The sequence below is a fragment of the Bacillus sp. SIMBA_031 genome (assembly GCF_046535225.1).
Classification (GTDB): Bacteria; Bacillota; Bacilli; order Bacillales; family Bacillaceae; genus Bacillus; species Bacillus velezensis.
The window spans coordinates 1-240 of record NZ_JAWRXC010000637.1; the positions used below are offsets into that span (position 1 = coordinate 1).

Below are 240 nucleotides of genomic sequence, written 5' to 3' on the forward strand. Positions count from 1 at the left end.
CTACTAGATTAACCTCAATTTTCTTGTATTCTATAAAATCCTGATATTCATTAAGCAGCTCACTGATCAGTTCATTAAAATTAACATTCACGGTTTTTGCAAATTGATTGTTATCAATTTTCGAAAGCATTAACAAGGATTTATTCAGTCCGGACATTCTTCGGAGATCATTTTTAACCTCGTTTAAGAAATTCAGGTTTTTCTTATCCAGCTCATCATTCTGAATCGCCAGATCGATTT

General features: G+C 32.1%; 1 protein-coding gene. It reads right to left on the reverse strand.

Translation table 11 applies throughout. From position 1 onward, the window contains the following. Nucleotides 1–240 (reverse strand): ATP-binding protein (locus tag SB724_RS21635; protein ID WP_410573113.1); only part of this gene is annotated, 240 nt, incomplete at both ends.